The following is a 26,832-nucleotide window of genomic DNA, read 5'->3' as shown; positions in this document are numbered from 1 at the left end:
TCACACCCGGCTGGCACCATGGCCTCATGAACATCGTGCTCTTTCACTCGACCCTCGGCCCGAGGCCCGCGGTGCGGCAGGCCGCCGACCGGCTGCGCGACGCCGGGCACCAGGTCTGGACCCCGGACCTCTACGAGGGCCGGACCTTCGACACGGTCGAGGAGGGCATGGCCCACCAGGACGGGATCGGCCGGGAGGAGCTGCTCAAGCGGGCCGTGCTGGCCGCCGCCCCCTACTCCGAGCGGGGGCTGGTGTACGCCGGGTTCTCGCTCGGCGCGTCCATCGCCCAGACCCTCGCCCTCGGCGACCACCGGGCGCGCGGACTGCTCCTGCTGCACGGTACCTCGGACATCGCGGCCAACGCCGAGGTCGACGACCTGCCGGTCCAGCTGCACGTGGCCGAGCCGGACGCCTTCGAGACGGACGACTGGCTCAGCGCCTGGTATCTCCAGATGGGCCGGATCGGCGCCGACGTGGAGGTCCACCGGTACCCGGGGGCGGGTCACCTCTACACCGACCCCGAGCTGCCGGACTACGACGAGGAGGCGGCCGAGGCCACCTGGCGGGTGGCGCTCGGCTTCCTCGACTCGCTCGGGGAGGAGACGGCTCAGGCGGGCGAGTAGACGCGTTCCACCCGCTGGGTGCCGCTGCGGGTGCGGTAGGAGCGGATCCACCGGGACGTGGCGTCCGGGTCGGTGCGGTCGGAGACGGCGTAGTAGTCCATCTGCGTGCGCTCCGCCGTGATGTCCAGCACGCCGTAGCCGTGCCGGTCGGTGTCGACCCAGTGGACGTGCCGGTTCGCGGCCCGGATGACCGGTGCCGCGATCGCCGAGACGGTGCCCTCGGGGACCTTCACGATGTCGTCGAGGTTGTCGGAGGTCACCGAGGTGACGACGAACTCCGTGGCGGCGGAGGCGGAGAGCGGGTACGTGCCGGCGTTGTACGGCACGTCGTTGGCCCACGCCATGTGGATGTCGCCGGTGAGGAACACGGTGTTGCGGACGGCGTTCGCGCGCAGGTGGGCCAGGAGTTCCCGGCGGTCGTCGGTGTAGCCGTCCCACTGGTCGGTGTTGAGGGCGAGGCCCTCCCTGGGCAGGCCGAGCAGCTCGGCGAGCGGCTTGAGCAGCTCGGCGGAGAGCGAGCCGATCGCGAACGGCGACATCATCACCGGGTTGCCGACGAGCCGCCAGGCGGTGTCCGAGGCGGCGAGGCCGGACTTGAGCCAGTCCAGCTGGGCGCGGCCGGTCACGGTGCGGTCCGGGTCGTCGACCTCGCCCTCGCCGATGCCCACCTGCTGCGAGCGGTAGGTGCGCAGGTCCAGCAGCGACAGGTCGGCCAGCTTGCCGAAGCGCAGCCGCCGGTAGGTGGTGCCGGCGATCGCCGGGCGCACCGGCATCCACTCGAAGTAGGCCTGCTTGGCGGCGGTCTGACGCGCCGCCCAGGCACCCTCGGCGCCCTCGGTGTGGTTCTCGGCGCCGCCCGACCAGGTGTCGTTGGCGATCTCGTGGTCGTCCCAGATGGCCACGACCGGCGCCGCGGCGTGCAGCGCCTGGAGGTCGGGGTCGGTCTTGTAACGGCCGTGCCGTACGCGGTAGTCGGCGAGGGTGAGGATCTCGTGCGCCGGGGCGTGCGGCCGTACGACGGTGTCCCGGGTGCCGTACTCGCCGGTGCCGTACTCGTAGATGTAGTCGCCCAGGTGCAGCCAGGCGTCCAGGTCGCCGCGGGCCGCGAGATGGCGGTACGACGAGAAGTACCCGGCCTCCCAGTTGGCGCAGGAGACCACGCCGAACCGCAGCCCGGAGACGGCCGCGTCGGCCGCCGGCGCGGTGCGGGTGCGGGCGACGGGGGAGTCGGTGGGGCCCGCGGAGAAGCGGAACCAGTAGTCCGTGGCGGGGGCGAGACCGCGGACGTCCGCCTTCACGGTGTGGTCGGAGCCCGCGGTCGCGGTGACGGAGCCCTTGGCGACGATGTTCGTGAGCGCCTTGTCGGTGGCGACGACCCAGCTCACCGCGGTGTCGGGACCGGCTCCCGAGCCCGGTATGGCCTCGGGCACCGGCGTCACGCGGGTCCAGAGCAGGATGCCGTCGGGCAGCGGGTCCCCGGAGGCGACGCCGTGCAGGAAGGCCGGGGCGGTGCCGGCGGCGCCCGCGGGCAGGGCGGCAGTGAGCGGGGCGGCCAGGACCGCGCCGGCCGCCGCGGCCTTGACGACCGTACGGCGGCTCGGAGTTCGGGCGCCCGCGGGCTCGGCGGGCGACGGGACGGGTTTCTCGGACGATCTGTGTCGACTGGTCACGGACGATCAGGTTACTGATCGGTATGCGCGCGAGCGGGCGAACTCGTAAAAGTTCGCCCGCTCGTTCGTCGTGCGTCGGTGCGGCGTCACCCCGGCGCGAGGGTCACGCGGGGGTCACTTGGTGACCTTGGCGTCCTTGAGCGCCTTCTCCCAGTCGGCGACCGAGCCGGGGTTCTCGATCACCTTGTCGTTGATCTTGATGGTCGGGGTCGACTGGACGCCCTCGGCGGTGTCGAAGGACTTGCTCATCCGCATCGCCCAGGCGTCGTAGGTGCCCTTCTCCACGGCGTCCTGGAACTTTTTGTTGTTCTTCAGGGCGTCGACCGAGTTCGCCACCTCGATCAGGTAGTCGTCCTTGGCGAACTCGTCGCTGGACTCCTCCGGGTGGTACTCGGCGGAGAACAGGGCGGTCTTGTAGTCGAGGAACGCCTCGGGGCTGACGTTCAGCGCGGCGCCGAGCGCGCTGAGCGCGTTCTTCGAACCCTCGCCGCTCAGGTTGCCGTCGAGGAAGGTGCCGATGGTGAAGGAGAGCTTGTAGTCGCCGTCCTCCATGCCCTTGTTGACGCTCTCGCCGATGTTCTGCTCGAAGGAGGCGCAGGCCGGGCAGCGCGGGTCCTCGTAGAGGTGGACGGTGTTGTCGGTCTTGGACTCGCCGATGGTGACGGTGGTGCCGTCCTTGCCCGAGGTGTTGGCCGGGGCCACGACCTTGGCGTCGGCGGCCGCCTCCCACTTCGAGGGCTGGTTGCCCTGGACGACGGCGTAGCTGATGCCGCCGGCTATCGCCAGTACCCCGACGATGGCGGCGGCCACGATGCCCTGCCGCTTGACCTTGTCGCGCTTGGCCTGACGCTCGCGCTCCTGGCGCAGGCGCTCACGGGCCGCCGTCTTCGCCGCCTGGCTGTTCCGCTTGCTCATGATGGTGATCTCTCCGGGGACGCGCACACAGGGGTGTGCGGAAACTCGTACGGGGGGCTGCGGTGCTCGGTGACATCCGGTGACGGGTCACACGAGGGCGGCCGCGCGGGGCGGTCCGCGACGTCCCAGGGAGTGCGTGAGGATCCGCTCGCGGGCGCCGGTGGTGCGGCCGGCCGGGACGGCCGGGCGGCGCACCGCCGGGGCGCGGCGCACGCTCACGGCCGCGACCGCGAGCAGCAGCGGCCGGAAGGTGGTCGCGGCCACCGCGCCGAGCAGCTGGGCCAGCGCCTTCTCGCCCCGCCGCAGCCAGGCCGCGGCGAGCAGTCCGACCCCGACGTGCGCGCCGAGCAGCAGCCAGGCGGTGCCGGGATCGGCGTCGGCGAGCAGCGCCGCCATCCGGTCGGTCTCGGCGCCGGTCACCCGGGTCAGCGGCGCGGTCACGCCCGCGTGGAGGCCGGTCCCGTCGCCGCACAGCACGTCGAAGCCGACGGAGCGCAGCGGGCCCGCCACGGGACCGCCCGCCCGGCCGTAGCAGACGTGCTGGCCGGTGGTGAAGACGGTGTCGGCGGCCAGCTCCAGCGGAATGAGCAGGGCGGCGATCCGCCCGAAGCCGCGCTCGCGCCGGCCGGCCAGGGCGTACGCGATCAGGAACACGGCGGCGGCTACGGCGGCCACCGTGGGCAGCGGCAGCGGAACCCCGGACAGCAGCACGTGCGACGCGGTGCTGAGGGTCACGACGAGTGCCGTGAACAGCGCCGCGCGTACGGCTCTGAGCGGGGTTCCGGATATGTCCATAGCAGTAGAAGAGTGTGTCACGGGGTCCGGTAAGGGACCCCTAAAGGATTCCTGTGAGAGTGCCGACGGTTACAGACCCGGAATGCGGCCGTTGCGGAAGAGGTCGACGAAGGTCTGGTGGTCGGCACGCGCGCGTGCGCCGTACCGGTGCGCGAAGTCGGTCAGCAGGGGGGCGAAACTCTCCTCGTCGGCCGCGATCGCCGCGTCGATGGCCCGCTCGGTGGAGAACGGCACCAGCGACTCGCCGGACTGGTCGTCGGCCGCCGCGTGCATGGTGGCCGTGGCCCGGCCCAGGTCGGCGACGACCTCGGAGATCTCCTCCGGGTCGTCGATGTCGCCCCAGTCCAGGTCGACGGCGTACGGCGAGACCTCGGCGACCAGCTGGCCGGAGCCGTCCAGCTCGGTCCAGCCCAGCCACGGGTCGGCGTGCGCCTGCAGGGCGCGCTGGGAGATCACCGTGCGGTGGCCCTCGTGCTGGAAGTAGTCCCGGATCGCCGGGTCGGTGATGTGCCGCGAGACAGCCGGGGTCTGGGCCTGCTTGATGTAGATCACGACGTCGTTCTCCAGGGCGTCGCTGTTGCCCTCCAGGAGGATGTTGTACGAGGGCAGGCCGGCCGAGCCGATGCCGATGCCCCGGCGGCCCACGACGTCCTTCACGCGGTAGGAGTCGGGGCGGGCCAGGGAGGATTCCGGGAGGGTCTCCAGGTAGCCGTCGAAGGCCGCGAGCACCTTGTAGCGGGTGGCGGCGTCCAGCTCGACGGCGCCGCCGCCGGGGGCGAAGCGGCGCTCGAAGTCGCGGATCTCGGTCATCGAGTCCAGCAGTCCGAAGCGGGTCAGGGAGCGGGCCACCCGCAGCGCGCCCAGCAGCGGCCCCTCCGCGGTGTCCAGCGTGAAGGGCGGCACCTCGTCGCTCTTGGCGCCGGTGGCCAGGGCGTGGATCCGCTCGCGGTACGCGCCCGCGTACACCCGCACCAGATCGGTGATCTGCTCGTCGCTGAACGCCTTCGCGTACCCGATCAGCGCGATGGAGGCGGCGAAGCGCTTGAGGTCCCAGGTGAAGGGGCCGACGTAGGCCTCGTCGAAGTCGTTGACGTTGAAGATCAGCCGGCCGGTGGAGTCCATGTACGTGCCGAAGTTCTCGGCGTGCAGGTCGCCGTGGATCCACACCCGGGAGGTCCGCTCGTCCAGGTAAGGGGCACCGTCCTGCGAACCGAACTCCCGGTCCGCGGTCAAATCGTGGTAAAAGAGGCACGCTGTGCCCCGGTAGAACGCGAAGGCAGAGGCCGCCATCTTCCGGAACTTCACGCGGAACGCCGCCGGGTCCGCGGCCAGCAGCCGGCCGAAGGCGGTGTCGAAGACGGCGAGGATCTCCTCGCCGCGGTGCTCCTCGTTGAGCTGCGGGACCGACATGCCTGGTGCCTCCTGGTGCGGGGTGGTGCCTGACGGGTGGAGCTGATCTCCCCTCGGCCCAACGTCCGAAGGGGTGCGGGAGTGCCCGCCCACGAAGGTACGCGTGGGGGGCCTCGGAGTGTCAGTCCCGAGGCATAGACTTCGACGCTGACCCCCGGACTGACCGCAGCCCGTCGCCCACAGTTTTCTCAGGAGGCCGCACGTGTCCAAGCCGCCGTTCACGCACCTGCACGTCCACACCCAGTACTCGCTGCTGGACGGTGCCGCGCGGCTCAAGGACATGTTCGAGGCCTGCAATGAGATGGGCATGTCGCACATCGCCATGTCCGACCACGGCAACCTGCACGGGGCGTACGACTTCTTCCACTCCGCGCAGAAGGCCGGAGTCACCCCGATCATCGGCATCGAGGCGTACGTCGCCCCCGAGTCGCGGCGGAACAAGCGCAAGATCCAGTGGGGCCAGCCGCACCAGAAGCGGGACGACGTCTCCGGTTCCGGTGGCTACACCCACAAGACGATGTGGGCGACCAACCGGACGGGACTGCACAACCTCTTCCGGCTCTCCTCGGACGCCTACGCCGAGGGCTGGCTGCAGAAGTGGCCCCGGATGGACAAGGAGACCATCTCCCAGTGGTCCGAGGGCATCGTCGCCTCCACCGGCTGCCCCTCCGGCGAGGTCCAGACCCGGCTGCGCCTCGGCCACTTCGACGAGGCGCTGAAGGCGGCCGCCGACTACCAGGACATCTTCGGCAAGGACCGCTACTTCCTGGAGCTGATGGACCACGGCATCGAGATCGAGCACCGGGTCCGCGACGGCCTGCTGGAGATCGGCCGGAAGCTCGGCATCCCGCCCCTGGTCACCAACGACTCGCACTACACCTACGCGCACGAGGCGACCGCCCACGACGCGCTGCTGTGCATCCAGACCGGCAAGAACCTCTCCGACCCGGACCGCTTCCGCTTCGACGGCACCGGCTACTACCTGAAGTCGACGGACGAGATGTACGCCATCGACTCCTCCGACGCCTGGCAGGAGGGCTGCGCCAACACGCGCCTGATCGCCGAGATGATCGACACCACCGGCATGTTCGAGAAGCGCGACCTCATGCCGAAGTTCGACATCCCCGACGGCTTCACCGAGGTCACCTGGTTCCAGGAGGAGGTCCGCCGCGGCATGGAGCGCCGCTTCGCGGGCCAGGTCCCCGAGGACCGCCAGAAGCAGGCCGAGTACGAGATGGACGTCATCATCCAGATGGGGTTCCCGGGCTACTTCCTCGTGGTCGCCGACTTCATCATGTGGGCCAAGAACCAGGGCATCGCGGTCGGCCCCGGCCGAGGCTCCGCGGCCGGTTCGATCGTGGCCTACGCGATGGGCATCACCGACCTCGACCCCATCCCGCACGGCCTGATCTTCGAGCGCTTCCTCAACCCCGAGCGCGTCTCCATGCCCGACGTCGACATCGACTTCGACGAGCGCAGGCGCGTCGAGGTGATCAGGTACGTGACGGAGAAGTACGGCGCCGACAAGGTCGCCATGATCGGCACCTACGGCAAGATCAAGGCGAAGAACGCCATCAAGGACTCCGCGCGCGTCCTGGGCTACCCGTACGCGATGGGCGACCGGCTCACCAAGGCGATGCCCGCCGACGTCCTCGGCAAGGGCATCGACCTCAACGGCATCACGGACTCGACCCACCCCCGCTACAGCGAGGCCGGCGAGATCCGCGCGATGTACGAGAACGAGCCGGATGTGAAGAAGGTCATCGACACCGCCAAGGGCGTCGAGGGCCTGGTCCGGCAGATGGGCGTGCACGCGGCCGGCGTGATCATGTCCAGCGAGCCCATCGTCGACCACGCCCCCATCTGGGTGCGGCACACGGACGGCGTGACCATCACGCAGTGGGACTACCCGCAGTGCGAGTCGCTCGGCCTGCTGAAGATGGACTTCCTGGGCCTGCGCAACCTCACGATCATGGACGACGCCGTCAAGATGGTGAAGTCCAACAAGGGCACCGACCTCGACCTGCTGTCCCTGCCGCTGGACGACCCGACCACCTTCGACCTGCTGCAGCGCGGTGACACGCTCGGCGTCTTCCAGTTCGACGGCGGTCCGATGCGCTCGCTGCTGCGGCTGATGAAGCCCGACAACTTCGAGGACATCTCCGCCGTCTCCGCGCTCTACCGTCCCGGCCCGATGGGCATGGACTCGCACACCAACTACGCGCTGCGCAAGAACAACCTCCAGGAGATCACGCCGATCCACAAGGAGCTGGAGGAGCCCCTCCAGGAGGTCCTCGCGGTCACCTACGGCCTGATCGTGTACCAGGAGCAGGTGCAGAAGGCCGCCCAGATCATCGCCGGCTACTCGCTCGGCGAGGCCGACATCCTGCGCCGCGTGATGGGCAAGAAGAAGCCCGACGAACTGGCGAAGAACTTCGTCCTCTTCCAGGAGGGCGCCCGCAAGAAGGGCTACAGCGACGAGGCCATCCAGGCCCTGTGGGACGTCCTGGTCCCCTTCGCCGGCTACGCGTTCAACAAGGCGCACTCCGCCGCGTACGGCCTGGTCTCGTACTGGACGGCGTACCTCAAGGCCAACTACCCGGCCGAGTACATGGCGGCCCTGCTCACCTCGGTCAAGGACGACAAGGACAAGTCGGCCGTCTACCTCAACGAGTGCCGGCGCATGGGCATCAAGGTGCTGCCGCCCAACGTCAACGAGTCCATGTCGAACTTCGCCGCCCAGGGCGACGACGTGATCCTCTTCGGCCTCTCCGCCGTCCGCAACGTCGGCACCAACGTCGTCGAGTCGATCATCAGGTGCCGCAAGGCGAAGGGGAAGTACGCCTCCTTCCCCGACTACCTGGACAAGGTCGAGGCGGTCGTCTGCAACAAGCGGACCACCGAGTCGCTGATCAAGGCCGGCGCCTTCGACGAGATGGGGCACACCCGCAAGGGCCTCACCGCGCAGTACGAGCCGATGATCGACAACGTGGTCGCGGTCAAGCGCAAGGAGGCCGAAGGGCAGTTCGACCTCTTCGGCGGCATGGGCGACGAGCAGAGCGACGAGCCCGGGTTCGGACTCGACGTGGTCTTCGGCGAGGACGAGTGGGACAAGACCTATCTGCTCGCCCAGGAGCGGGAGATGCTCGGTCTCTACGTCTCCGACCACCCGCTCTTCGGCCTGGAGCACGTGCTGTCCGACAAGGCCGACGCGGGCATCTCCCAGCTCACCGGCGGTGACTTCGGGGACGGCGCGGTCGTCACCATCGGCGGCATCATCTCCGGCCTCCAGCGCAAGATGACCAAGCAGGGCAACGCCTGGGCCATCGCCACCGTCGAGGACCTGGCCGGCTCCCTGGAGTGCATGTTCTTCCCGGCGACCTACCAGCTGGTCTCCACCCAACTCGTCGAGGACGCCGTGGTCTTCGTCAAGGGCAGGCTCGACAAGCGGGAGGACGTGCCGCGGCTGGTCGCGATGGAGCTCCAGGTCCCCGACCTGTCCAACGCGGGCACCAACGCGCCCGTGGTCCTCACCATCCCGGCCACCCGCATCACGCCGCCGATGGTCAGCCGTCTCGGCGAGATCCTCACCCACCACCGGGGCGACAGCGAGGTGCGGATCAAGCTCCAGGGTCCGACGAAGACGACGGTGCTCCGGCTGGACCGGCACCGGGTCAAGCCCGATCCCGCGCTCTTCGGCGACCTGAAGGTGCTGCTCGGGCCGTCCTGCCTGGCGGGCTGACGGGGTCTGCCCGAAAGCGGGCGAGGGGCGCTCCCGGTTGCCGGGCGCGCCCCATGCCGGTTACGGCTGTGGTGTTGCTCAGTTGTGGCCGAAGCGCTTCCCCCGCTTGCGGGACGCGGCGTCGCCGGGTGTCGTCAGCTGCGGGGAGTGCTGCTCCTCGCGCTCCAGCACGTTCGACTCGGCGCCCTGCGGGGCGCGCTCGGCGTGGGGCTGCTTACGGTCACGGTTGTTCTTGTTCTTGGCCATGGTGATCTACCTCCTGAGGGGGATCTAGGGGCCAACGACGCAACCAGATTCACATAGGCCGATAAAGAACGCATATCGGGCAATTACCGTGCGTGACACGGCGCATGGCGCGGCTCGTCGGGGTCCGGTCCGCCGAAACGCCACGCCGAAGATCGAGTTCGGGCCGTTAACCTCCGCGCCGTCGGGCAGACTCGAAGGAAGCCCGAAGCAAACCTCCCGGAAAGAGGGTGGATCGCGTGGACCGCTGCATCGTCCTGGTGGACGCCGGGTATCTGCTGGGGGCCGCCGCGAGTCTGCTCGCCGGGGAGCCCTCACGCTCGCGCATCACCGTCGACCACGCCGCCCTCATCCAGGGGCTGCGCGAGCGCGCCGAGTCCGACACCGGGCAGCCCCTGCTGCGCATCTACTGGTTCGACGGCGCCCCCGACCGCGTCCCGCAGCCCGAGCACCGACGGCTGCGCGTGATGCCCCGGGTCACCGTCCGACTGGGCGCCCTCACGCGCAGTGACGGACGCTGGGCGCAGAAGGGCGTCGACGCCGCCATGCACGCCGAGCTGACCGAGCTGGCCCGCAACCGCGCCTGCTCCGACGTCGTCCTGGTGACCGGCGACGGCGACCTGCTGCCCGGCATGATGGCCGCCAAGGAGCACGGCGTCGCCGTCCACCTGTGGGCCGTACAGGCCGCCGACGGCGACTACAACCAGTCCGAGGACCTGGTCGCCGAGGCCGACGAACGCCGCGTGCTGGACCGTACGTGGATCACCAAGGCGGTACGCGCCAAGGAAATCGGCGGGATCTGCGCGCCGCCGCCCGTGCCCCGCCCCGAGATCGCCGCGATCCTCTCCGCGCCGCTGCCCGAATCGGCCCTCTCGGCGACCGCCGAACGGCCCGCACAGGAGCCCGAGCACCCCACGGCGGCCGCCGGGCACAACGGGGCGGAGGAGCGCGTACCACCCGCCAAGGGCGTGCCCACCCCCAAGGACCTGGCCGCCCTGCGTGCCCACGGCGCCCCTCATGCCCCGCAGCCGACCACCGCCACCCTGCGCTGGTCCTCCGACAAGGGCTGGGTCGACCGGCCCGCCGCAGAACCGTCCGAGGCCGCCTCCCTGCCGACGCTGGCCCAGCTCACCACGGCCGAGCAGCGCTGGGCCGACCGCGAGGAGGACATCACCACGGTCGGCGGCGACCCGTACGAGGTGGGTCAGGTCTTCGCCCGCCGCTGGCTGGAGCGCCTCGGCGACCACGGGCACCTGCAGAAACTCTCCGGGATGTACCCGCGCATCCCGCACCGCGTCGACGGGGAGCTGCTGCGCTACGCGGCCCGCTTCGGGCTGCTGGCCCACAAGGACGACCAGATCGACGAGCACGACCGGTACGCGATCCGGGCCGGGTTCTGGCGGGAGATCGACGTGCGGACGGCGACCGAACGCGCCCCCGCGGCGGAGTGAGGCGCTCCGGCGCCTCTCCGGCTGAATCGACACTTATGGGCGGACCCGGGAGCGGGCCGGGGGGACGGACCCCGTAGTCTCGTCCCTTGTGAGTACGCGCGCGGCACAGGCACTACGACCCGGTGGCGGCGCCGTGTGCGCGGTGCGCGGACTGACCAAGACCTATCCGGCCCAGCGCGGCAGGCGCGGCGTCCCCGCCACCCCCGAGGTGCGGGCCACCGACGACGTCACCCTGGACATCCGCCGCGGCGAGATCTTCGGCCTGCTGGGACCCAACGGCGCCGGCAAGTCCACCCTGGTCCGTCAGCTCACCGGCCTGATGCGGCCCGACCACGGCAGCGTGGAGATCCTCGGGCACGACGTCGTGCGCCACCCCGAGCGGGCCGCCCGGATCCTCGCCTACCTCGGACAGGAGTCCAGCGCCCTGGACGAGCTGACCGTGTCGCTCGCCGCCGAGACCACCGGGCGGCTGCGCGGCCTGGAGGTGCGGCGGGCGCGCGCCGAGCGGGACGCGGTCCTCGACGAGCTGGGCCTGACCCCCCTCGCGGCCCGCCCGATCAAGAAGCTCTCCGGCGGCCAGCGCCGTCTCGCCTGCTTCGCCGCCGCGCTGGTGGGGGAGCGCCCGCTGCTCGTGCTGGACGAGCCGACCACCGGCATGGACCCGGTGGCCCGGCGCGCGGTGTGGGCGGCCGTCGACCGGCGGCGCGCGGAGCGCGGCACCACCGTCCTGCTCGTCACCCACAACGTCATCGAGGCCGAGACCGTCCTCGACCGGGTCGCCGTCCTCGACCGGGGGCGCGTCATCGCCTGCGACACGCCCTCCGGGCTCAAGGAGAAGGTCGCCGGTGAGGTCCGGGTCGACCTGGTGTGGCGCGAGACGGCCCCCCTGCACGTCCCGGAGGTCGCCGCCCTGCGCGACCGCGTCGTCGAGTCGGGGCGGCGCTGGACGCTGCGCCTGGCCCCCGAGGAGGCCCGCGCGGTCGTCGCCACCGTCACCGGCGGTGCGGCCTTCGCCGCGCTCGACGACTTCACCCTGGCCACGCCCAGCCTGGAGGACGTATACCTGGCGCTGGGCGGCGCGGCGCGGCAGGGGCTGGTGAGGGCTTGAGCGCACGCACGGTGAGCACATCGGCCGCCGCATCCGTACCCGTCAGGGCGACCGTCTCCAACGACCCCAACGAAGGGGAGCAGCGCGACGTGAGTGTCGTATCCGCCGATGTCCTGCCGGGCGGCATCCTGGCCGTCGAGGAGCAGGACGCCGCCGAGCTGGGACCCAGGGCGCGGCTGTGGCCCTCCCTGGTGGCCGTGTACCGGGCGCAGCTGTCCCGGGCGCGGGTCGCGCGCATCCCGCTGCTCTTCGTGGCCACCTTCCAGTCGGTCGGCATCATGATCCTGATGCGCGGCGTGGTGGACGGTGGCGGCGAGGCCCGGGCCGTGGTCGCCGGTTCGGCGGTGCTCGTCGTGGCCTTCGTGGCGCTGAACCTGCTCGCCCAGTACTTCGGGCAGCTGCGGGCCAGCGGCGGCCTCGACCACTACGCGACGCTGCCGGTGCCGCCGGCCGCCGTGGTGCTGGGCGCGGCGGGCGCGTACGCCTCCTTCACGGTGCCCGGGACCGTGGTGACGGCGGTGTTCGGCTGTCTGCTGTACGGGCTGCCGATGACGCATCTGTGGGTGCTGGTGGCGGTGATCCCGCTGGCGGGCGCCGCCCTCGCCGGACTGGGCGCGGCCCTCGGGCTGCTCGCGCCCCGGCCCGAGTTCGCCACCCTGCTGGGCCAGCTGGGCATGTCGGCGGCGCTGCTGCTGGGCGTGCTGCCGGCCGAGCGGATGCCGGAGGCGGTCCGGCTGGTCCGGGACCTGCTGCCCTCGACGTACGGCGTGGAGGCGTTCGCGCGCACCTTCGGAGAGCGGCCCGACTGGGCCTTCGTCCTCGGGGACCTCGCGGTGTGCGCCGGGGTCGGTGTGATCTCCCTGGCCGTCGCCACCTGGGCGTACCGCAGGGCGGCCGTCCGGTGATGTGCCGCACCGGCGGGTTTGGCACGATGGCACGGTGACCGCTCCTCTGAATCCGCCACCCCCACCGAACGAACGCCCGCCGTACCAGGGCGGACCGGTGCCGCCGCCCGTCGGCGCGCACGCGGTGGGGACCGCGCCCGGCGCACCGTACGACCACCACGGCGAACAGGACGGCCCCGGGATGCTGACCGAAGTGCGGCAGGCCGCCGTGGCCGTGCTGGCGATCGCGCTCTCCGGTGCGCTGCTGGGCGTGCTGTGGTGGAAGCTGGCCCCGACCGTGCCGCTGGTCGGCGACGTGGTCGACGAGCGCTGGGTGGTCTTCCTCAAGGAGTCCGAGGGCGAGCAGGCGATCGGCGTCGACGGAACGTTCACCCTGCTCGCGCTGGCGTTCGGGGCGCTCAGCGGGGTCGTGGCCTTCCTGCTGCGGCGGCGCGGCGGCGTGCCGCTGGTGGTGGCGCTGGGCGTCGGCGGACTGCTCGGCTCGCTCCTGGCGTGGCGGGTCGGCGTGTGGCTCGGCCCCGCACAGGACGTGATCGCGCACGCGAAGGACGTGGGCAAGGGCGTGACGTTCGACGCGCCGCTGAAGCTGGGCGCGAAGGGCGCGCTGCTGGCCTGGTCACTGGCGGCGCTCGTCGTCCACCTGGGACTGACGGGACTGTTCGGCCCCAGGGACCCGGAGCCGGATCCCTGGCCCGCGCCGTACGGGGACAAGCGGGCGTAGCTCCCGCCGAGCCGACGCGGCTCTCGTGCCGTCGCCCGGCCTAGGCGGGGCGGCGGCCGTGGTTCGCCCGTCCCTTCCTGGTGCGCCACCTGCGTTTGCGGGTTCTCTTCGACATGTCCTGTCTGATTAGCCGAGAACGGCGCCCTCGTCGAGGGGCTATGCGCGGCCGATCGGCGCGAGGACCGCGTCCGTCAGCTCGGCGAGGTCGTCGGGGGACAGCTCGACCTCCAGACCGCGGCGGCCCGCCGAGACGCAGACCGTGGCGTGCTCCGCGGCCGACGCGTCCAGGACCGTCGCGAGCCGCTTGCGCTGGCCCAGGGGCGAGATGCCGCCCCGCACATAGCCCGTGGTGCGCTCGGCCAGCGCCGGGTCGGCCATCGCCGCGCGCTTGCCGCCCACCGCGGCCGCCAGGGCCTTCAGGTCCAGCTGGCCCGCCACCGGCACCACCGCGACCGTCAGGGCGCCGTCGACGTCCGCCACCAGCGTCTTGAAGACCCGCTCCGGCGAGACGCCCATCGCCTCGGCCGCCTCCTCGCCGTAGGACGGGTGCGCGGGGTCGTGCTCGTAGGCGTGCACGGTGTACGTCACCCCGGCCGCCGTGAGGGCCACCGTCGCGGGGGTGCCGCCGGACTGCTGCTTCTTCGACTTCTTCGCCATACGGGCCGGTACCTCAGTTGAGACTCGTCGGGCCGCGCGTCAGTTCCGACGCGGGCAGGGACGGCAGCGTACGGATGACGGCGGTCTCGGAGCGAAGGAGTTTCAGCTCGTCCCTCAGGCGGGACGCGGTGTCCGGAGCCTGGAGCAGACGCTGCTTCGTCGGCGTGTCCAGCATCATCGCGGCGGCGACCAGGTACGAGACCACGCCCGGTTCGTCCGGCAGCTCGGCGCCGGTGGCCAGCGACCGCTCGCGCGCCCCCGCCAGCCGCTTCTGGTACTGCCGGAAGGACCGCAGGACGCCCTCGGCCAGCGCGCCGGCCTCGTCGCCCGGTTCCTCCGGCAGCGGTTCCAGCTCCGCCGTCAGGAAGGGGCCCGACGCGTCCACCGAGACCAGGCGCACCCGGTTCGTGCCGGTCGCCAGCACCTCGAAGGTGCCGTCGGCCCGCTCGCGGATCGTCGCCGCGTCCGCGATGCAGCCCACCTTGTGGAACGCCTTCAGCGGGTCGGAGCCGAACCCGGCCGTCGGCCCGCGTTCCGGCGTGGCCGTCGGGTCGGGCAGGCCGGGAGCGCTCTGGGCCACCTCGTAGCCGTCGCGGATCGCCACGACGGCGAACCGGCGGGGTTCGTCCTCGGAGGTCTTCAGCAGTTCGCGCATCATGGCGCGATAGCGCTCCTCGAAGATGTTGAGGGGGAGCACCAGCCCCGGGAACAGGACGGAGTTCAAGGGGAAGAGGGGGAGCCGGACGGTGGTCACGACGCAGAAGCCTAATGGTCGCCGCGACCGACGCGTCCGCCCCGCCCACTTCGTGGATGGCCCGAACCCGTCGTCGGGGGCGCGGCGGCCACGGCCGCGCGGACGTCCGCGCGCACCTGGAGGAAGCGGCCGAGTGGATCGTCCGTCTCCCGGTCCCACGGGAAGGACGTGACGTACGGGCCGGTCAGCCGCAGCTGTTCCGCCGCGTCCGCGCGCCGGTCCAGGCGCACGAGGACGTACGCCAGCAGGTTCCGCAGCTCCGCCGCCCAGGGGTCGGCCACCGGGTGGGCGGCCGACAGGGCGACCGCGCGGTCGGCGGCCGCGTCCAGGCGGACACGGAGGTCACGCGGGGGTACGCCGGTCGCGGAGCCGACGCCGGTGCCGGTGGCCCGCAGACAGGTGAAGGCCGCCCGCAGCGGCAGCGCCCGGACCAGGGCGTCCTCGGGGGCGTCCTGCGCGGCCGTCTCGGCGAAGTCCAGGCATTCGCGGTGGGCGCCGGGTGAGGCGGCGGCCAGGTACTCCAGGGCGGCGACATGGCAGCCGTAGTGGTGCGGGGAGCGGCGGACCGCCTGTGCCCACAGCCGCTCGAACTCGGCGTGTCCGGCACCGGCGCCCCGCGCCGCGTCCAGCGCCGTGCGCCACGGCACCGGGTCGGGTCCGGCCGCCTCGGCCGCCGCGGTGACCGCCGGCACGAGCCGGCGCAGCAGCTCGGCACGGTCCGGTGAGTCCCAGTGACGGGCCACGGCCAGGCGCGACGCGACCAGCGTGGCGCCGGGGTCCTCCGGGGCGGTGGCACGCCAGGTGTCGAGCCACTCGGAACGGGAGCGGGAGAAGGCGGCGAGGCGGGTGGTGTACCCGTCGCGGTGCTCCCACTCCGCGGCCTCACGGGTGCCGGCGAGGAGACCGGCCGCGGGGGTGTGCTCGCCGCGGGCCGCGGCGAGGAGGGCGGGGGCGAGACGGTCGTCGGGGGCGTCGAGGAGCACGTCGTCGTCTTGGGCGGGCCGTGAGGGCCGGGAGCGGGCCCGGGCGGCCGCGGTCCTCAGGAACGCGCGCAGCATGGTGTCTACGACGGTCGACCGGGCGGGATGGTTGTGCGGGGCGGGCCCGGATTCGGCCTCGGCTTCGCCATCGGCCGATTGTGTTCCCACCCGCACCACCCGTACAGCTTTCGTCGGCGGGTGCGGGTGGCCCCTGTGGGGCCTCTCGCCGTCGGCGGCCGCGGGGTGTGGGGCGTCGGGCGTGGAGCCGCCCTGCAATCGGAGGTCGCGTCGCTCGTGCGGCATGCGTGGTCGGGTGCGGGTGGCCCCCGTGGGGCCTTTCGCCGTCGGCGGCCGGCGGCCGTCGGGTGCGGGGCGTCGGGCGTGGAGCCGCGCTGCAAGCGGCGGTTGCGCTGCTCGTGCGGCCGTCGTCGTCGGGGTCGGGTGGCTTCGGCGGCCGTGGGCCGGAGGGCCGGATGTGCTGCCGCTCCACCCCCGGAGGGATCAGCTTCTGCGCAGCAGGCGGGTCGCGCCCGCCGCCACCGTCGTCGCCAGGATCCAGCCCAGCAGGATCAGGGCCGTCGCCAGCCACTGCCAGGCGTCGTGGAGCTGCCAGGAGCCGGCCTGGCCCAGGTCGATGACCGGCAGGAGCAGGTCGAGGGCGAAGAGGGCCGGGTTCCAGTCCGGGTGCTCGCCCGTCTTCAGCGGCGGCGGCTCGGCACGGGCGAAGGCGAGCGAGCCCGCCGCCCACAGCACCGCCATCCACACCGCGGCCCGCCCCGGCCGGTACCCGTAGGCGACCGTCCAGTCCTGGGCGTACCCCACGAGCTTCGCGGCGATCGGCAGGCTCTCGCGGCGCCGGCGGTGCTTGGCGAGCAGCACCTCGCGGGCGTCCTCGTCCTCGCCGCCGGCCCGCAGCACGGCGGCGAGGCGCTCGTACGGCTCCGGGTTGTACTCGGCGGTCGCGGCGCCCACCCAGCGCAGCCGCTTCTCCAGCGGGAACGGTCCCCGCGGCACCAGGTTCTCGTAGGTGAAGCCGCCCATGTGCAGCCGGCCGGGTCCCGGCCAGCTGTCCGCCCGGTCCATCAGGTTGACGACCCGCGCCCCCGACAGCGCCACCCGGCCGCGCGCCGGGCGCTCGCCCAGGAACCGCAGCTCGGGTGTCTGCACCCGGCGCAGCGACAGCTCCTGCTCGTCGGTGAACGTGAAGCGGGCGTGCTCGAAGTCGAGGGCGTCGCCGAACCGCCCGTCGTCCAGCCGCACCCCGCCCTCGCACTCGAAGCGCTGGATCCGCGTCCCCTGCGCGGGCGTGGTGCCCCGCAGCAGCGGGCTGCCGAGCCCCGCCGGTGTCAGGTACAGGGTGCGCTCCACCGTCAGCTGCGGGGCGTTGAGCGCGTGCCGCGTGTACGGGTTGAGGAGGCGGGCGCCGCGCAGGCTCAGCGACACGCCGACCTGGGCGCTGCGCAGACTCACCTCGCCGTGCGACTCCAGCATCTCGGCCTGGAGGTCCTGCCCGACCGTCAGGCCGTCCGCGGCGATGGAGCGGCCGTGGCGGTCGCGGTGCACGATCGCCTGGTTGAGCAGCAGGTCGGTGCCTATCTGGGCGTCCGTCAGCCGGATGCCGCCGGGGAAGCGGGAGCGGGGCAGGTGCAGGTCGCCCTCGGTGTGCAGCCGGGCCGCCTCGAGCCGCGGCACCCAGCAGTCCACCAGGCGCACGGTCGTGAACCGGGTCTCCGGCAGCAGCACCTCCCGCTCGAACCGGCAGCCGCGCAGCTCCACGTACGGCTCCACGGTGCCGCCGGCGAGGTCCATCGTGCCGCTGATCCGCACGCCGGTCAGCTGGAGCGAAGCCACCCGGCCGGCGAGCGCGGGCGGACCGTCGAGCAGCAGCCAGCAGACGATGCGGGCCCGCACGCTCCGCTCCGGTCCCCACGGGTGCCCGCCGTGCGGGTCGTCGACGAGCGCGTCGCCGCTGCTGAGGTCGTACACGCTGCCGTTGCGGAAGGCCTGCCACATGCCGGCCTCGGCGGCGGTCAGGTCGTCCGGCAGCTCTCCGTCACGGGGTCCCACCACTACGGTCACGGCACTTCACTCCCTCCCCAACTACTCGTCGGTCGCTCACTCTTCGTACAACCGTTCATGCCCACTGGGTGACACTCCGAACACTCAAAGTGAGCACCGATTCGGGTGAGTTGCCCGTGGGCCGCGCGGGGCCGCCGCGTTCTGTATCAGCCATTGATACGCGCGAACCGTGCCCGACGCGGGTCTGAGAGAATTGGTTCCGTGATCTCCCGAATCGATCTGCGCGGCGACGCCCTCCCCGAGGGCCCCGCCCTGCGCGACCTGCTGCCCCGAGCCGACTTCGACGTCTCGGCCGCCCTGGAGAAGGTGCGTCCGATCTGCGAGGCCGTGCATCATCGGGGCGACGCGGCGCTGATCGACTTCGCCGAGCAGTTCGACGGGGTCAGGCTGGACCAGGTCAGGGTCCCGGCGGCCGCGCTCACGCGCGCGCTGGAGGAGCTGGACCCGGCCGTGCGCGCGGCCCTGGAGGAGTCCATCCGCCGCGCCCGGCTCGTCCACCGCGCGCAGCGCCGCACCACCCACACCACGCAGGTCGTGCCCGGCGGCTCGGTCACCGAGAAGTGGGTGCCGGTCGAGCGGGTCGGGCTGTACGCGCCCGGCGGCCGGTCGGTCTACCCGTCGTCCGTGATCATGAACGTGGTGCCCGCGCAGGAGGCCGGCGTCGAGTCCGTCGCGCTCGCCTCGCCCGCCCAGGCCGAGTTCGACGGCCTCCCGCACCCGACCATCCTCGCCGCCTGCGCCCTGCTCGGCGTCGACGAGGTGTACGCGGCGGGCGGCGCCACCGCCGTCGCGATGTTCGCGTACGGCACCGAGTCCTGCCCGCCCGCCAACATGGTCACCGGCCCCGGCAACATCTGGGTGGCCGCCGCCAAGCGCTACTTCACCGGGAAGATCGGCATCGACGCCGAGGCCGGCCCGACCGAGATCGCGGTCCTCGCCGACGCCACGGCCGACCCGGTGCACGTCGCCTCCGACCTGATCAGCCAGGCCGAGCACGACCCGCTGGCCGCCGCCGTGCTGGTCACCGACTCCGTGGAGCTCGCGGACGCGGTCGAGAAGGAACTCCAGCCGCAGGTCGAGGCCACCAAGCACATCGACGACCGGATCGTCCCGGCCCTGAAGGGCCGCCAGTCCGCGATCGTCCTGGTCGACGGCCTGGACGAGGGCCTGCGCGTCGTGGACGCCTACGGCGCCGAGCACCTGGAGATCCAGACCGCCGACGCCGCCGCCCTCGCCGACCGGGTGAAGAACGCCGGCGCGGTCTTCGTCGGCCCCTGGGCGCCCGTCTCCCTCGGTGACTACGCGGCCGGGTCCAACCACGTCCTGCCCACCGGCGGCTGCGCCTGCCACTCCTCGGGCCTGTCCGTGCAGTCCTTCCTGCGCGGCATCCACATCGTCGACTACACGCGCGACGCGCTCGCCGAGGTCGCGCACCACGTGGTGACGCTGGCGGAGGCCGAGGACCTGCCCGCGCACGGGGCGGCGATCAAGGCGAGGTTCGAGTGGAAGGTCCCTCAGAGCAAGTGACGTTCGGAATCGACGACCTCCCCGTACGGGACGAGCTGCGCGGCAAGTCCCCCTACGGTGCGCCCCAACTGGACGTGCCCGTACGGCTGAACACCAACGAGAACCCCTACCCGCTGCCCGAGGCGCTGGTCGAGCGGATCACCGAGCGGGTCCGCGAGGCCGCCCGCGACCTCAACCGCTACCCGGACCGGGACGCGGTCGAGCTGCGCACCGGGCTCGCCGAGTACCTGACACAGACCTCCGGCCACCCGCTGGACGCGGGCAACGTCTGGGCGGCCAACGGCTCCAACGAGGTCATCCAGCAGCTGCTGCAGACCTTCGGCGGCCCGGGCCGCACCGCGATCGGCTTCGAGCCCTCGTACTCGATGCACGGCCTCATCGCGCGCGGCACCGGCACGGGCTGGATCTCCGGCCCGCGCCACGACGACTTCACCATCGACGTGCCCGCGGCCGAGCGCGCCCTCGCCGAGCACCGCCCGGACGTCGTCTTCATCACCACCCCCAACAACCCCACCGGCAACGCCGTCCCGGCCGAGACCGTCCTCGCCCTGTACGAGGCCGCCCAGGCGGCGAAGGACTCGATGGTCGTCGTGGACGAGGCCTACATCGAGTTCAGCCACGGCGCGTCGCTGCTGCCGCTGCTGGACGGCCGGCCCCACCTCGTGATCTCCCGCACCATGTCGAAGGCGTTCGGCGCGGCCGGCCTGCGCCTGGGCTACCTCGCCGCGCACCCGGCCGTCGTCGACGCCGTCCAGCTCGTACGGCTGCCGTACCACCTCTCGGCCGTGACCCAGGCGACCGCGCTGGCCGCCCTGGAACACACGGACACGCTGCTGAAGTACGTCGAGCAGCTGAAGACCGAGCGGGACCGGCTGGTCGCCGAACTGCGCGCCATCGGCTACGAGGTGACCGAGTCCGACGCCAACTTCGTCCAGTTCGGGCGGTTCGTGGATTCCCACGAGGCCTGGCGGAAGATCCTCGACCGGGGCGTGCTGGTCCGGGACAACGGCGTACCGGGGTGGCTGCGGGTCACCGCCGGAACCCCGGAGGAGAACGACGCGTTCCTCGACGCGGTACGTGAAGTCAAGAAGGAGCAGAACCTATGAGCCGCGTGGGACGCGTGGAGCGTACGACCAAGGAGACCTCGGTCCTCGTCGAGATCGACCTCGACGGCACCGGGAAGACCGACATCGCCACCGGCGTCGGCTTCTACGACCACATGCTCGACCAGCTCGGCCGGCACGGTCTGTTCGACCTGACCGTGAAGACCGACGGCGACCTGCACATCGACTCCCACCACACCATCGAGGACACCGCCCTCGCGCTGGGTGCCGCCTTCAAGCAGGCCCTCGGCGACAAGGTGGGCATCTACCGCTTCGGCAACTGCACGGTCCCGCTGGACGAGTCCCTCGCCCAGGTCACCGTCGACCTCTCCGGCCGCCCCTACCTCGTGCACACCGAGCCCGAGAAGATGGCGCCGATGATCGGCGAGTACGACACCACGATGACCCGGCACATCCTGGAGTCCTTCGTCGCCCAGGCCCAGGTCGCCCTGCACGTGCACGTGCCGTACGGGCGCAACGCGCACCACATCGTGGAGTGCCAGTTCAAGGCGCTGGCCCGGGCCCTGCGCTACGCCAGCGAGCGCGACCCGCGCGCGGCCGGCATCCTGCCTTCCACGAAGGGCGCGCTCTAACCCATGAACGGTACGTCCACCGCGCTGATCGTCGTCGGCCTGTTCTTCGTCGGCGGCATCATCTCCTTCGCCAAGCAGCAGATGCCCAAGGGCCTGATCGTGCTGCTCTCCATCGGTGCCGCGATGTGTCTCTTCGCGGGCGTGCTCCGCCTGGAGGTGTGGAATTGACCTCCCCCGCCAAGCGGGTCGTCGTCTTCGACTACGGCTTCGGCAACATCCGTTCCGCCGAGCGCGCCCTCGCGCGCGCGGGAGCCGACGTCGAGATCACCCGTGACTACGACAAGGCCATGAACGCCGACGGCCTGCTGGTCCCCGGCGTCGGCGCCTTCGCCGCCTGCATGGACGGCCTCAAGGCGGCCCGCGGCGACTGGGTCGTCGACCGCAGGCTGTCGGGCGGCCGCCCGGTGATGGGCATCTGCGTGGGCATGCAGATCCTGTTCGCGCGCGGCATCGAGCACGGCGTGGAGGCCGAGGGCCTGGACGAGTGGCCCGGCACGGTCGGCCCGCTCCGGGCCGACATCGTGCCCCACATGGGCTGGAACACCGTCGACGCGCCGGCCGACTCCCAGCTCTTCGCCGGCCTGGACGCGGACGCCCGCTTCTACTTCGTGCACTCCTACGCCGTCCACGACTGGACCCAGGAGTCGCTCAACCCGCTGATCGCACCGCCCAAGGTCACCTGGTCCACGCACGGCAAGCCCTTCGTGGCCGCCGTGGAGAACGGCGCCCTGTGGGCCACCCAGTTCCACCCCGAGAAGTCCGGTGACGCGGGAGCCCAGCTCCTCACCAACTGGATCGAGACCCTGTAGAGATGAGCCCGGTAGAGATGAGCAAGCTCGAACTCCTCCCCGCCGTCGACGTCCGCGACGGCCAGGCCGTCCGCCTCGTGCACGGCGAGTCCGGCACCGAGACCTCCTACGGCTCCCCGCTGGAGGCCGCCCTCGCCTGGCAGCGCTCCGGCGCCGAGTGGCTGCACCTCGTCGACCTGGACGCCGCGTTCGGCACCGGGGACAACCGTGCGCTGATCGCCGAGGTCGCGCAGGCCATGGACATCAAGGTCGAGCTGTCCGGCGGCATCCGCGACGACGACACCCTCGCCGCCGCGCTCGCCACCGGCTGCACGCGGGTGAACCTGGGCACGGCCGCCCTGGAGACCCCCGAGTGGGTCGCCGGGATCATCGCCGAGCACGGCGACAAGATCGCCGTCGGTCTCGACGTACGCGGCACCACGCTGCGCGGCCGCGGCTGGACCCGCGACGGCGGCGACCTCTACGAGACGCTGGCCCGCCTCGACAAGGAGGGCTGCGCGCGGTACGTCGTCACCGACATCGCCAAGGACGGCACCCTGCAGGGCCCCAACCTGGAGCTCCTGAAGAACGTCTGCGCGGCCACCGACCGCCCGGTCGTCGCCTCCGGCGGCGTCTCCTCCCTGGACGACCTGCGCGCCATCGCCGGTCTCGTCCCGGCCGGTGTCGAGGGGGCCATCGTCGGGAAGGCCCTGTACGCGAAGGCGTTCACCCTGGAAGAAGCCTTGGAGGCTGTGTCGCCATGACATCCGAAGCCGTACGGCGTGTGCAGAGCGGAAGTCCCTGGGAAGAGTCCTTCGGTTTCGCACGGGCCGTGGCGGCGGGTGATCATGTCATCGTGGCCGGCACGACCGCCTTCAAGGGCGACGTGCTGTACGGCGACGGTGACCCGTACGAACAGACCAAGGTGGCCTTCGCCACCGCCATCGAGGCGATCGGTGAGTTCGGGCTCGGCATCGAGTCCGTGATCCGGACGCGTGTGTGCCTGGCACATTCGCGCGACGTCGATGCGGTGGGCCGCGCCCACAAGGAGCTGTTCGACGCGGTACGTCCGGTGACGACCCTGCTCGTCGTCGAGGGCTTCATCGACTCGCGGGTGCTGGTGTCGGTGGAACTGGAAGCATTCAGAGGACAGTAAGAACAGTAAGAGGAGCCGTGGATTCATGACCCTGGCGGTCCGAGTCATCCCCTGCCTGGACGTGGACGGCGGCCGGGTCGTCAAGGGCGTGAACTTCCAGAACCTGCGCGACGCGGGCGACCCCGTCGAGATGGCCAAGGTGTACGACGCCGAGGGCGCCGACGAGCTGACGTTCCTGGACATCACCGCCTCGTCGGGCAACCGCGAGACGACCTACGACGTGGTGCGGCGCACCGCCGAGCAGGTGTTCATCCCGCTGACCGTCGGCGGCGGCGTGCGGACCGCCGACGACGTCGACAAGCTGCTGCGGGCCGGCGCGGACAAGGTGGGCGTGAACACGGCCGCCATCGCCCGGCCCGACCTGATCCGCGAGATCGCCGAGCGGTTCGGCCGCCAGGTCCTCGTGCTGTCCGTGGACGCGCGGCGCACCGAGGCGGGCACCTTCGAGGTGACCACCCACGGCGGCCGGCGCGGCACCGGCATCGACGCGGTGGAGTGGGCGCACCGGGCCGCGGAGCTGGGCGCGGGGGAGATCCTGCTCAACTCGATGGACGCGGACGGCACGAAGGACGGCTACGACCTGGAGATGATCGGGGCGGTCCGGCGCCACGTGACCGTCCCGGTGATCGCCTCCGGCGGCGCGGGCCGCCTCCCCGACTTCCCGCCCGCCGTGGCGGCGGGCGCGGACGCGGTCCTGGCGGCATCCGTCTTCCACTTCGGCGACCTGCGAATCGGCCAGGTGAAGGACACGCTGCGCGGGGCGGGGCATCCCGTTCGCTAGTTCGAGGTGTGGCTCGTTGGTGTCGGCTGTCCGACCGCGTGCGACTTCTCGCCGCTAACGTGCCCGTATGACTGCGATCACCATCGAATTCACCGAGGAAGAGCTGGCGGAGCTGCGGGCCGAGGCGGGGCTGCGTGGTGTCGCGGTCGAGTGCCTCGCGCATGACGCCTTGATGGCAGGCGTGGCAGTCAGGCGCCAAGAACGCGCTTCGAAAGATTAGGAAAGAAAAGTTGCGCAACAAATATTGCGCAACTTTTCTTTCCTGGTTACGTTGAGGTCATGACCCGCGAGGAGAACCGCCCCATCACCGACCTGGGCACCCTCAAGGCCCTGGCGCATCCGTTGCGCATGCAGCTGTACCGGGGCCTGTGCGTGGCGCGCACGGCGACCGCCTCGCAGCTTGCCGAGCAAGTGGACGAGGCGGTCTCCCTGGTCAGCTACCACCTGCGGAAACTGGCCGAGCACGGGCTGGTCGAGCAGGCCGAACCGCAGAGCGGGGACGGCAGGGAACGGTGGTGGCAGCCCGCCTCGGACGGGGTCAGCATCCGCGACGAGAACTTCCGCGACGCCCCGGAGCGAGCGGCGGCCCACCTCGCGGCCACCCGCCTTTTCCACGAACAGCGCACCGACATGTACCGCCGCTACCTCGACGAACGCCCCACCTGGGGCCCCGAATGGAACTCCGCCGCTCCCGACAACGAGTCCCTGCTCCGGCTGACCCCGGCCGAACTGGCCGAGCTTGCCGCTGAGCTGCTCGACTTGGCGAGGAAGTACGACGAGAAGGGCAAGGCCGCCGAGGCCGCCGGCGACACCGAGGGGCGTGAGAACGTCGCGCTGCACGTGTACGGGTTCCCGTTCCGTGTCTGAGCGGACCACGTCCGTGCCGGACACACTCATACCCCCGGCGGCACGGGTCGCCGCCCACCGCGACCCCAACGTCCTGCGCTGGGTCGCCGCCTACACGCTGTCCATGGTCGGCGACATGGTCTTCTACCTCGCCTTGTCGTGGGCCGCCGTGCAGCACGGCACCGCCGCGCAGGCCGGGATCGTCACCGCCGTCAGTGCCGTGCCGCGGGCGCTGCTGATGCTGGGCGGCGGTGTGGTCGCCGACCGGTTCGGGCCGCGCCGGGTCGTCATCGGCAGCGACGCCGTACGGTGCGGCACCGTCCTCGCGGTGGCCGCCGTGCTCTTCGCGACCGACCCCGGACTGTGGCTGCTCGCGCTGCTCGCCGTCGTCTTCGGCACCGTCGACGCCGTGTTCCTGCCCGCCGTCGGCGCCCTCCCCGCGCGGATCACCACCAAGGACCAGCTCGCCCGCGTCCAGGGGATGCGCGGCCTCGGCATCCGCTTCGCCGCCGTGGTGGGCGCCCCGCTCGGCGGGCTCGGCGTGGCGGTGGGCGGTTCGGCCGCCGCCTTCGCGTGCGCGGGGCTGCTGATCGCCGTCTCCGTGCCGCTGCTGGTCTCCGTACGGGTGCGCGAGCTGCCGCCCGACGAGGCCGGTGTCGGCACCGCCGGTTCCACCACCGCATGGCGCGACCTGCGGGCCGGCCTGAGCCACATCCGCCGGCACCGCGTCCTCGGCCCGCTGATGATCGCCATCGCCCTCGGCGACCTCGGCTTCGTCGGCCCGCTCAACGTCGGCCTCACCCTGCTCGCCGACGAACGCGGCTGGGGCGCCTCCGGCATGGGCTGGGTGCTCGGCGGCTTCGGCACCGGCGCCGGTGTCGCCGCGCTGCTGCTGGCGGTGCGCGGACGCGTGCCGCACGCCGGGCTGGTCACCGCCGGAGCCATCATCCCCGGCGCCGTCGCCATCGCCGTCCTGGCGTACGCCCCCGGCCTGCCCGTCGCCGTCGGCATCGCGGTGCTCGTGGGGCTGCTCACGGGGCTCAGCGGCGCCATGTGCGGAGCCCTGCTGCAGACCCAGACCGACACCGCCTACCTGGGGCGCGTCACGGCGGTGGCCGGGATCGTCAGCCTGGGGATCGCGCCGCTGAGCATGCCGCTGTCCGCCGCCGCGATCGGCGTCTGGGGCACCGGGCCGGTCTTCGTCGTCAGCGCGGTGGTCTGCGCCCTCGGCGGGGTCGTCGCCCTGTGCGCCCCCGGCCTGCGGCGGGCCGAACTGCCGACGTGAGAGGCCGGCCTCAGAGGCCGAGCTGCTTCGTCTCCCGCAGCCGCGCGATCGCGGCCTTCTCGCCCTCCAGTTCCACGTTCGCCGCCTCCTGACGGCCGTACGCGAACAGCAGCAGCTCGGACGGCTCGCCGGTGGCCGTCACCACCGGCGTGCCCCGGTGGGCGACGGTCGTCTGGCCGTTCGGGCGGCGCAGGACCAGGCCCGTCGGGACGCCCCGGCCCATCAGCCGGGCGGCGCGCTCCAGGCGGGACCACAGGGCGTCCTGGAAGACCGGGTCCAGCTCGCGCGGTGTCCAGTCGGGCCGGGCCCGGCGGACGTCCTCGGTGTGGACGTAGAACTCCACCGTGTTCGCCGCCTCGTCCACCTGCTTGAGCTGGAACGGCGAGAACCGGGGAGGGCCGGTGCGGATCAGCTGGAGCAGCTCCTCGTACGGTTTCGCCCCGTACTCCTCCATCACCCGGTCGAGCCGGGACGCCAGCTGCTTGATCAGGGTGCCCCCGGCGGCGTCCGGCCGGCGCTCGCGCACCACCACGTGCGCGGCGAGGTCGCGGGTCCGCCAGCCCTCGCACAGGGTCGGTGCGTCCGGGCCCGCCGTCTCCAACAGGTCCGCGAGCAGAAGTCGTTCACGCTTGGCGAAAGTCGACATGCCGCCAGCCTACGGCGCCCGGCCGGGTCCGCCCAATGGACGGCGCCGGGGTGT

Annotated in this window: 27 protein-coding genes; 17 read left to right on the top strand and 10 right to left on the bottom strand. The window is 72.0% G+C overall.

Annotation, left to right across the window (positions count from 1 at the left end; genetic code table 11):
- Window positions 1–26: 26 nt before the first annotated feature.
- The gene (locus tag ACFW01_RS18465) at window positions 27–623 is read left to right on the top strand and encodes a dienelactone hydrolase family protein (protein ID WP_161327798.1); all 597 of its coding nucleotides are present in this window, start codon (window positions 27–29) and stop codon (window positions 621–623) included.
- Here ACFW01_RS18465 and ACFW01_RS18460 read toward each other — a convergent pair.
- The 4 genes from ACFW01_RS18460 to ACFW01_RS18445 form a co-directional block, all read right to left on the bottom strand.
- Complete coding sequence (locus ACFW01_RS18460; RefSeq protein WP_234953709.1) at window positions 608–2,293, bottom strand: alkaline phosphatase D family protein; 1,686 nt, start codon at window positions 2,291–2,293, stop codon at window positions 608–610. The two genes, ACFW01_RS18465 and ACFW01_RS18460, sit on opposite strands and share 16 nt — an antisense overlap.
- Before the next feature lie 114 nt (window positions 2,294–2,407).
- Complete coding sequence (locus ACFW01_RS18455; protein ID WP_234953706.1) at window positions 2,408–3,208, bottom strand: DsbA family protein; 801 nt, start codon at window positions 3,206–3,208, stop codon at window positions 2,408–2,410.
- A gap of 87 nt (window positions 3,209–3,295) precedes the next feature.
- The gene (locus ACFW01_RS18450; protein ID WP_234953703.1) at window positions 3,296–4,003 is read right to left on the bottom strand and encodes a hypothetical protein; all 708 of its coding nucleotides are present in this window, start codon (window positions 4,001–4,003) and stop codon (window positions 3,296–3,298) included.
- 69 nt (window positions 4,004–4,072) lie between these two features.
- On the bottom strand, window positions 4,073–5,413 hold the full coding sequence (locus tag ACFW01_RS18445) for a DUF2252 domain-containing protein (RefSeq protein ID WP_234953701.1): 1,341 nt from the start codon (window positions 5,411–5,413) through the stop codon (window positions 4,073–4,075).
- A gap of 202 nt (window positions 5,414–5,615) precedes the next feature.
- Here ACFW01_RS18445 and dnaE point away from each other — a divergent pair, with 202 nt between their 5' ends.
- The gene (dnaE, locus tag ACFW01_RS18440) at window positions 5,616–9,155 is read left to right on the top strand and encodes a DNA polymerase III subunit alpha (protein ID WP_384504597.1); all 3,540 of its coding nucleotides are present in this window, start codon (window positions 5,616–5,618) and stop codon (window positions 9,153–9,155) included.
- 78 nt (window positions 9,156–9,233) lie between these two features.
- Here the strand turns inward: dnaE and ACFW01_RS18435 are convergent, their stop codons facing one another.
- On the bottom strand, window positions 9,234–9,401 hold the full coding sequence (locus ACFW01_RS18435; RefSeq protein WP_234953695.1) for a hypothetical protein: 168 nt from the start codon (window positions 9,399–9,401) through the stop codon (window positions 9,234–9,236).
- A 236-nt stretch (window positions 9,402–9,637) separates the two neighbouring features.
- Here ACFW01_RS18435 and ACFW01_RS18430 point away from each other — a divergent pair, with 236 nt between their 5' ends.
- From ACFW01_RS18430 to ACFW01_RS18415, 4 genes are all read left to right on the top strand, one after another.
- The gene (locus tag ACFW01_RS18430; protein ID WP_384504594.1) at window positions 9,638–10,849 is read left to right on the top strand and encodes an NYN domain-containing protein; all 1,212 of its coding nucleotides are present in this window, start codon (window positions 9,638–9,640) and stop codon (window positions 10,847–10,849) included.
- A 133-nt stretch (window positions 10,850–10,982) separates the two neighbouring features.
- Window positions 10,983–11,957 carry an ABC transporter ATP-binding protein gene (locus ACFW01_RS18425; RefSeq protein ID WP_384504622.1) on the top strand — a complete coding sequence of 325 codons (975 nt, stop codon included), beginning with the start codon at window positions 10,983–10,985 and terminating at the stop codon, window positions 11,955–11,957.
- 89 nt (window positions 11,958–12,046) lie between these two features.
- Complete coding sequence (locus ACFW01_RS18420; RefSeq protein ID WP_234954643.1) at window positions 12,047–12,862, top strand: ABC transporter permease; 816 nt, start codon at window positions 12,047–12,049, stop codon at window positions 12,860–12,862.
- Window positions 12,863–12,896: 34 nt separating this feature from the next.
- Window positions 12,897–13,583: an AAA family ATPase gene (locus ACFW01_RS18415; protein WP_234953691.1), complete on the top strand. Its 687-nt coding sequence runs from the start codon at window positions 12,897–12,899 to the stop codon at window positions 13,581–13,583.
- 156 nt (window positions 13,584–13,739) lie between these two features.
- Here ACFW01_RS18415 and ybaK read toward each other — a convergent pair whose 3' ends face one another.
- The 4 genes from ybaK to ACFW01_RS18395 form a co-directional block, all read right to left on the bottom strand.
- Entirely contained in the window at window positions 13,740–14,240 is a 501-nt protein-coding gene (gene ybaK / locus ACFW01_RS18410; RefSeq protein WP_384504589.1) for a Cys-tRNA(Pro) deacylase, read from the bottom strand.
- A gap of 13 nt (window positions 14,241–14,253) precedes the next feature.
- Entirely contained in the window at window positions 14,254–14,994 is a 741-nt protein-coding gene (locus tag ACFW01_RS18405; protein ID WP_122614914.1) for an LON peptidase substrate-binding domain-containing protein, read from the bottom strand.
- Window positions 14,995–15,005: 11 nt separating this feature from the next.
- On the bottom strand, window positions 15,006–16,052 hold the full coding sequence (locus ACFW01_RS18400) for a hypothetical protein (RefSeq protein WP_384504586.1): 1,047 nt from the start codon (window positions 16,050–16,052) through the stop codon (window positions 15,006–15,008).
- A gap of 423 nt (window positions 16,053–16,475) precedes the next feature.
- Window positions 16,476–18,053 carry an oxidoreductase gene (locus ACFW01_RS18395; RefSeq protein ID WP_234953684.1) on the bottom strand — a complete coding sequence of 526 codons (1,578 nt, stop codon included), beginning with the start codon at window positions 18,051–18,053 and terminating at the stop codon, window positions 16,476–16,478.
- Between the two features lie 201 nt (window positions 18,054–18,254).
- On the opposite strand from ACFW01_RS18395, the gene hisD reads away from it, so the two are divergent.
- From hisD to ACFW01_RS18340, 11 genes are all read left to right on the top strand, one after another.
- Window positions 18,255–19,580, top strand: a complete 1,326-nt coding sequence (gene hisD / locus ACFW01_RS18390) for a histidinol dehydrogenase (protein ID WP_234953681.1) — start codon at window positions 18,255–18,257, stop codon at window positions 19,578–19,580.
- Window positions 19,577–20,686 (top strand): histidinol-phosphate transaminase, encoded by a 1,110-nt coding sequence (locus ACFW01_RS18385; protein WP_234953678.1) that lies wholly within the window; start codon window positions 19,577–19,579, stop codon window positions 20,684–20,686. Before hisD ends, ACFW01_RS18385 begins: the two co-directional genes overlap by 4 nt.
- Window positions 20,683–21,276 carry an imidazoleglycerol-phosphate dehydratase HisB gene (gene hisB / locus ACFW01_RS18380; protein ID WP_055416452.1) on the top strand — a complete coding sequence of 198 codons (594 nt, stop codon included), beginning with the start codon at window positions 20,683–20,685 and terminating at the stop codon, window positions 21,274–21,276. The genes ACFW01_RS18385 and hisB overlap by 4 nt, the downstream gene beginning before the upstream one ends.
- 3 nt (window positions 21,277–21,279) lie before the next feature.
- Window positions 21,280–21,444, top strand: a complete 165-nt coding sequence (locus ACFW01_RS18375) for a hypothetical protein (protein ID WP_055416451.1) — start codon at window positions 21,280–21,282, stop codon at window positions 21,442–21,444.
- On the top strand, window positions 21,435–22,085 hold the full coding sequence (hisH, locus tag ACFW01_RS18370; RefSeq protein ID WP_384504580.1) for an imidazole glycerol phosphate synthase subunit HisH: 651 nt from the start codon (window positions 21,435–21,437) through the stop codon (window positions 22,083–22,085). The genes ACFW01_RS18375 and hisH overlap by 10 nt, the downstream gene beginning before the upstream one ends.
- A 17-nt stretch (window positions 22,086–22,102) precedes the next feature.
- Window positions 22,103–22,828 carry a bifunctional 1-(5-phosphoribosyl)-5-((5-phosphoribosylamino)methylideneamino)imidazole-4-carboxamide isomerase/phosphoribosylanthranilate isomerase PriA gene (gene priA, locus ACFW01_RS18365; RefSeq protein WP_234954641.1) on the top strand — a complete coding sequence of 242 codons (726 nt, stop codon included), beginning with the start codon at window positions 22,103–22,105 and terminating at the stop codon, window positions 22,826–22,828.
- Entirely contained in the window at window positions 22,825–23,220 is a 396-nt protein-coding gene (locus tag ACFW01_RS18360) for a RidA family protein (protein ID WP_161330212.1), read from the top strand. Before priA ends, ACFW01_RS18360 begins: the two co-directional genes overlap by 4 nt.
- Window positions 23,221–23,245: 25 nt before the next feature.
- Complete coding sequence (hisF, locus tag ACFW01_RS18355; protein WP_234953676.1) at window positions 23,246–24,001, top strand: imidazole glycerol phosphate synthase subunit HisF; 756 nt, start codon at window positions 23,246–23,248, stop codon at window positions 23,999–24,001.
- A gap of 67 nt (window positions 24,002–24,068) precedes the next feature.
- Window positions 24,069–24,221: a hypothetical protein gene (locus ACFW01_RS18350; RefSeq protein ID WP_234953674.1), complete on the top strand. Its 153-nt coding sequence runs from the start codon at window positions 24,069–24,071 to the stop codon at window positions 24,219–24,221.
- A 59-nt stretch (window positions 24,222–24,280) separates the two neighbouring features.
- Window positions 24,281–24,868, top strand: coding sequence for a helix-turn-helix domain-containing protein (locus ACFW01_RS18345; RefSeq protein ID WP_234953671.1), 588 nt, complete (start codon window positions 24,281–24,283; stop codon window positions 24,866–24,868).
- A 13-nt stretch (window positions 24,869–24,881) separates the two neighbouring features.
- The gene (locus ACFW01_RS18340; RefSeq protein WP_384504574.1) at window positions 24,882–26,132 is read left to right on the top strand and encodes an MFS transporter; all 1,251 of its coding nucleotides are present in this window, start codon (window positions 24,882–24,884) and stop codon (window positions 26,130–26,132) included.
- A gap of 10 nt (window positions 26,133–26,142) precedes the next feature.
- Here ACFW01_RS18340 and ACFW01_RS18335 read toward each other — a convergent pair whose 3' ends face one another.
- Entirely contained in the window at window positions 26,143–26,778 is a 636-nt protein-coding gene (locus ACFW01_RS18335) for a TIGR03085 family metal-binding protein (RefSeq protein WP_234953668.1), read from the bottom strand.
- Window positions 26,779–26,832: the final 54 nt, after the last annotated feature.

This window comes from Streptomyces sp. NPDC058985 (genome assembly GCF_042740985.1).
In the GTDB taxonomy this organism is placed as follows: Bacteria; Actinomycetota; Actinomycetes; order Streptomycetales; family Streptomycetaceae; genus Streptomyces.
Note: the sequence above shows the minus strand (reverse complement) of the source record. Positions and strands in the feature narration are given on the sequence as shown.